Source organism: Azospirillum sp. TSO5, from assembly GCF_003116065.1.
Lineage (GTDB): Bacteria > Pseudomonadota > Alphaproteobacteria > Azospirillales > Azospirillaceae > Azospirillum.
In genome coordinates this window covers 1-3,469 of sequence record NZ_LGQY01000192.1, presented here as the reverse complement: position 1 = coordinate 3,469, position 3,469 = coordinate 1, and the positions used below count along the sequence as shown (strand labels likewise).

The following is a 3,469-nucleotide window of genomic DNA, read 5'->3' as shown; positions in this document are numbered from 1 at the left end:
CGGCGGGAGAATTCTCCGACCCGCCGTTCGGTCGCCTGACTCCAGCGCGGATGGTCGACCTCCGGATTGACGTTGGAATAGAAGCCGTATTCGCTCGACTGAGCCTTGTTCCAGGCGGTCGGCGGCTGGTCCTTCACCAGCGTGATCTTGACGATCGACTTGATCGACTTGAAGCCGTACTTCCACGGCACCACCAGCCGGATCGGCGCGCCGTTCTGGTTGGGCAGAACCTCGCCATACATGCCGACGGCCAGCAGGGTCAGGGGGTGCATCGCCTCGTCCAGCCGCAGCCCCTCGGTATAGGGCCAATTCAGCACCCAGGAACGCAGGCCGGGCATCTGCTTCGGGTCGTTCAGGGTCTGGAAGGCGACGTATTTGGCGTTGTCGGTCGGCTCCACCCGCTTCAGCAACTCGGCCAGCGGGAAGCCGACCCAGGGGATCACCATCGACCAGCCTTCGACGCAACGCAGGCGGTAGATGCGCTCCTCCATCGGGAATTTCAGCATGTCCTCGATGCCGATGGTCATCGGCTTGGCGACCTCGCCGCCGATGGCGATTTCCCATGGGCGCGTCTTCAGCGTGCCGGCATTCTCGGCGGGATCGCTCTTGCCGGTGCCGAACTCGTAAAAGTTGTTATAGGTGGTGGCCGACTTCATCGGCGTCGTCGGATCGAACTTCGGATCGGCCGGCTTGATCGTGGTCGGCGCCTCGAAGGCTGCTGCCAGCGCGGTGCCGCTCCACACCGGCAGGCTGCCCAGCGCCATCGCGGCGGCGCCACCGGCCATCAGGCTGCGGCGCGACAGGAAAAGCTCCCGCGGCGTCACCTCGTCTTCGCGCGCCTGCGACGCGGTGGGGAAATTGAACAGCATCGACCCTCTCCCGAACGGACCATTCCTGCCACTAACCATAGGTCCGCAGCCGGCCGACGGCAAATCACGGGGTCTACACGATTGCGTGAACGGGCGGTCAGCGCCGGCCCAGCGGGATCACCTCCGCCGGTCCGGCCAATGCACCGCCGAACCCGCCGCCGCGCGCCGCGCGCCGCGCCGGAAAGGGCAGCACGTCGGCCGGCGGGCGCGGCGGGCTGAGGATCGGCAATCCGGGCATTCCGGCGAAAGAATGGGCCAAGGCCACGCCTTGGTGGCAGGCGCGCATCCAAGAGAACATGCAGCACATCGAAGCCTGCATGGTAAATGTCCACAGAGTCATGGCCAAGCCCCGGGCTGTGAAGAAGGTCGGGTTGTCTTGCCCCGCGGGAGGCGGCCGGTGCCGGAAAGACCCGCCGTGGGTTGGAACCTTAACGATGACAGCGGGTGAATCGTTCCGGCACCCTCTCGATGCGCAATGGTCATTCGGCTGAATGAACGAGCTGATGAAGCCGGACAAGCGCAAGAACCGGCCCTCTCCGTCATAAGTCATAGGCATAACCCTTCCGCACGAATTCGCGCCGCCTACGAAAGGCTAAATTGACCGGAATCGCCTTTACTTCATCGTGCGGGGCTGTAGGACTGCGCAGTCAATCTTCTGACTGGGGCGATGTACGCACAGCCTTGTTGCGGGCATTCGGCATTCCGGTTGTGTTGGCTTGCGTTTTCTTCCACCGCGCAGCAGAGCGGTTTTACAGAGCGATTTCGGGGATGGGCGGAGCGCGGTCCATGGTGGGCTCGGCGCGCGGATTGGGGAACGGCATGACGGCGATGGTCGAGACGGCGGACGCGTTGGATCCGAAGGTTCTGCTGATGGCCCTGCGACAACTGCGCAAGGGCGATTTCTCGGTGCGGCTGCCGCTCGACCTCACCGGGATCGACGGCGAGATCGCCGCCGCTTTCAATGACGTGGTCGAGCTGAACCACAACCTGACTACCGAGACCAGCCGGCTCAGCGTCGCCATCGGGAAGGAAGGCCGCATCAGCCAGCGCGCCAAGCTGAACAACGCCTCCGGCGGGTGGGAAACCTGCGTCGACAGCATCAACACGCTGGTCGGCGACATGATCCAGCCGACGACGGAAATCGCCCGCGTCATCGGCGCCGTCGCCAAGGGCGACCTGTCCAAGACCATGGCGCTGGAAATCGAAGGCCGCCCGCTGCAGGGCGAGTTCCTGCGCACCGCCCGCAACGTCAACACCATGGTTGAGCAGCTGGTCACCGTCACCACCGAACTGACGCGCGTGGCGCGCGAGGTCGGGATCGAGGGCAAGCTGGGCGGTCAGGCCCAGGTGAAGGGCGTTGCCGGCACCTGGAAGGATCTGACCGAGAACGTCAACGTGATGGCGGCTAACCTGACCGGTCAGGTCCGCAACATCGCGGAGGTGACGACGGCGGTCGCCAAGGGCGATTTGTCGAAGAAGATCACCGTCGACGTGAAGGGCGAAATCCTGGAGCTGAAATCCACCATCAACACGATGGTGGACCAGTTGAACAGCTTCGCCTCGGAAGTGACGCGCGTGGCGCGCGAAGTGGGCTCCGAAGGCAAGCTGGGCGGTCAGGCCAAGGTGGAAGGTGTCGGCGGTACTTGGAAGGACCTGACCGACAACGTGAACATGATGGCGGAAAACCTGACCGGTCAGGTCCGCAACATCGCGGAGGTGACGACGGCGGTCGCCAAGGGCGACCTGTCGAAGAAGATCACCGTCGACGTGAAGGGCGAAATTCTGGAGCTGAAATCCACCATCAACACCATGGTGGACCAGTTGAACAGCTTCGCCTCGGAAGTGACGCGCGTGGCGCGCGAGGTGGGCTCGGAAGGCAAGCTGGGCGGTCAGGCCAAGGTGGAAGGTGTCGGCGGCACCTGGAAGGACCTGACCGACAGTGTGAACATGATGGCGGCCAACCTGACCGGTCAGGTCCGCAACATCGCCGACGTGACCACGGCGGTCGCGACGGGTGACCTGTCGAAGAAGATCACCGTCGACGTGAAGGGTGAGATCCTTGAACTGAAATCCACCATCAACACGATGGTGGACCAGCTGAACAGCTTCGCTTCGGAAGTGACGCGCGTCGCAAGAGAGGTGGGCTCGGAAGGCAAGCTGGGTGGTCAGGCGCGCGTGGAGGGCGTGGGCGGCACCTGGAAGGACCTGACCGACAGCGTGAACTTGATGGCGGCGAACCTGACCGGTCAGGTCCGCAACATCGCCGATGTGACGACCGCCGTCGCCAACGGCGATCTGTCCAAGAAGATCACCGTGCCGGTGAAGGGCGAAATTCTTGAGTTGAAGAACACCATCAACACGATGGTGGACCAGTTGAACAGCTTCGCCTCCGAAGTGACGCGCGTCGCAAGAGAGGTGGGCTCCGAGGGCAAGCTGGGCGGTCAGGCCCAGGTGAAGGGTGTCGGCGGCACCTGGAAGGACTTGACCGACAGCGTGAACGCGATGGCGACCAACCTGACGGGTCAGGTGCGCAACATCGCGGAAGTGACGACGGCGGTCGCCAACGGCGACTTGTCGAAGAAGATCACCGTCGACGTGAA

General features: G+C 63.7%; 3 protein-coding genes. 1 reads left to right on the top strand and 2 read right to left on the bottom strand.

Going from position 1 to position 3,469, the window contains the following annotated elements:
* Both msrP and TSO5_RS33760 read right to left on the bottom strand, forming a co-directional pair.
* The coding region (gene msrP / locus TSO5_RS31940) for a protein-methionine-sulfoxide reductase catalytic subunit MsrP (RefSeq protein WP_109155373.1) at window positions 1-869 on the bottom strand (869 nt) is incomplete at its 3' end.
* Between the two features lie 97 nt (window positions 870-966).
* Window positions 967-1,098, bottom strand: a complete 132-nt coding sequence (locus tag TSO5_RS33760; RefSeq protein ID WP_282183548.1) for a hypothetical protein — start codon at window positions 1,096-1,098, stop codon at window positions 967-969.
* Window positions 1,099-1,655: 557 nt separating this feature from the next.
* On the opposite strand from TSO5_RS33760, the gene TSO5_RS31930 reads away from it, so the two are divergent.
* On the top strand, window positions 1,656-3,469 hold a 1,814-nt coding region (locus TSO5_RS31930; RefSeq protein WP_199231082.1), incomplete at its 3' end, for a HAMP domain-containing protein.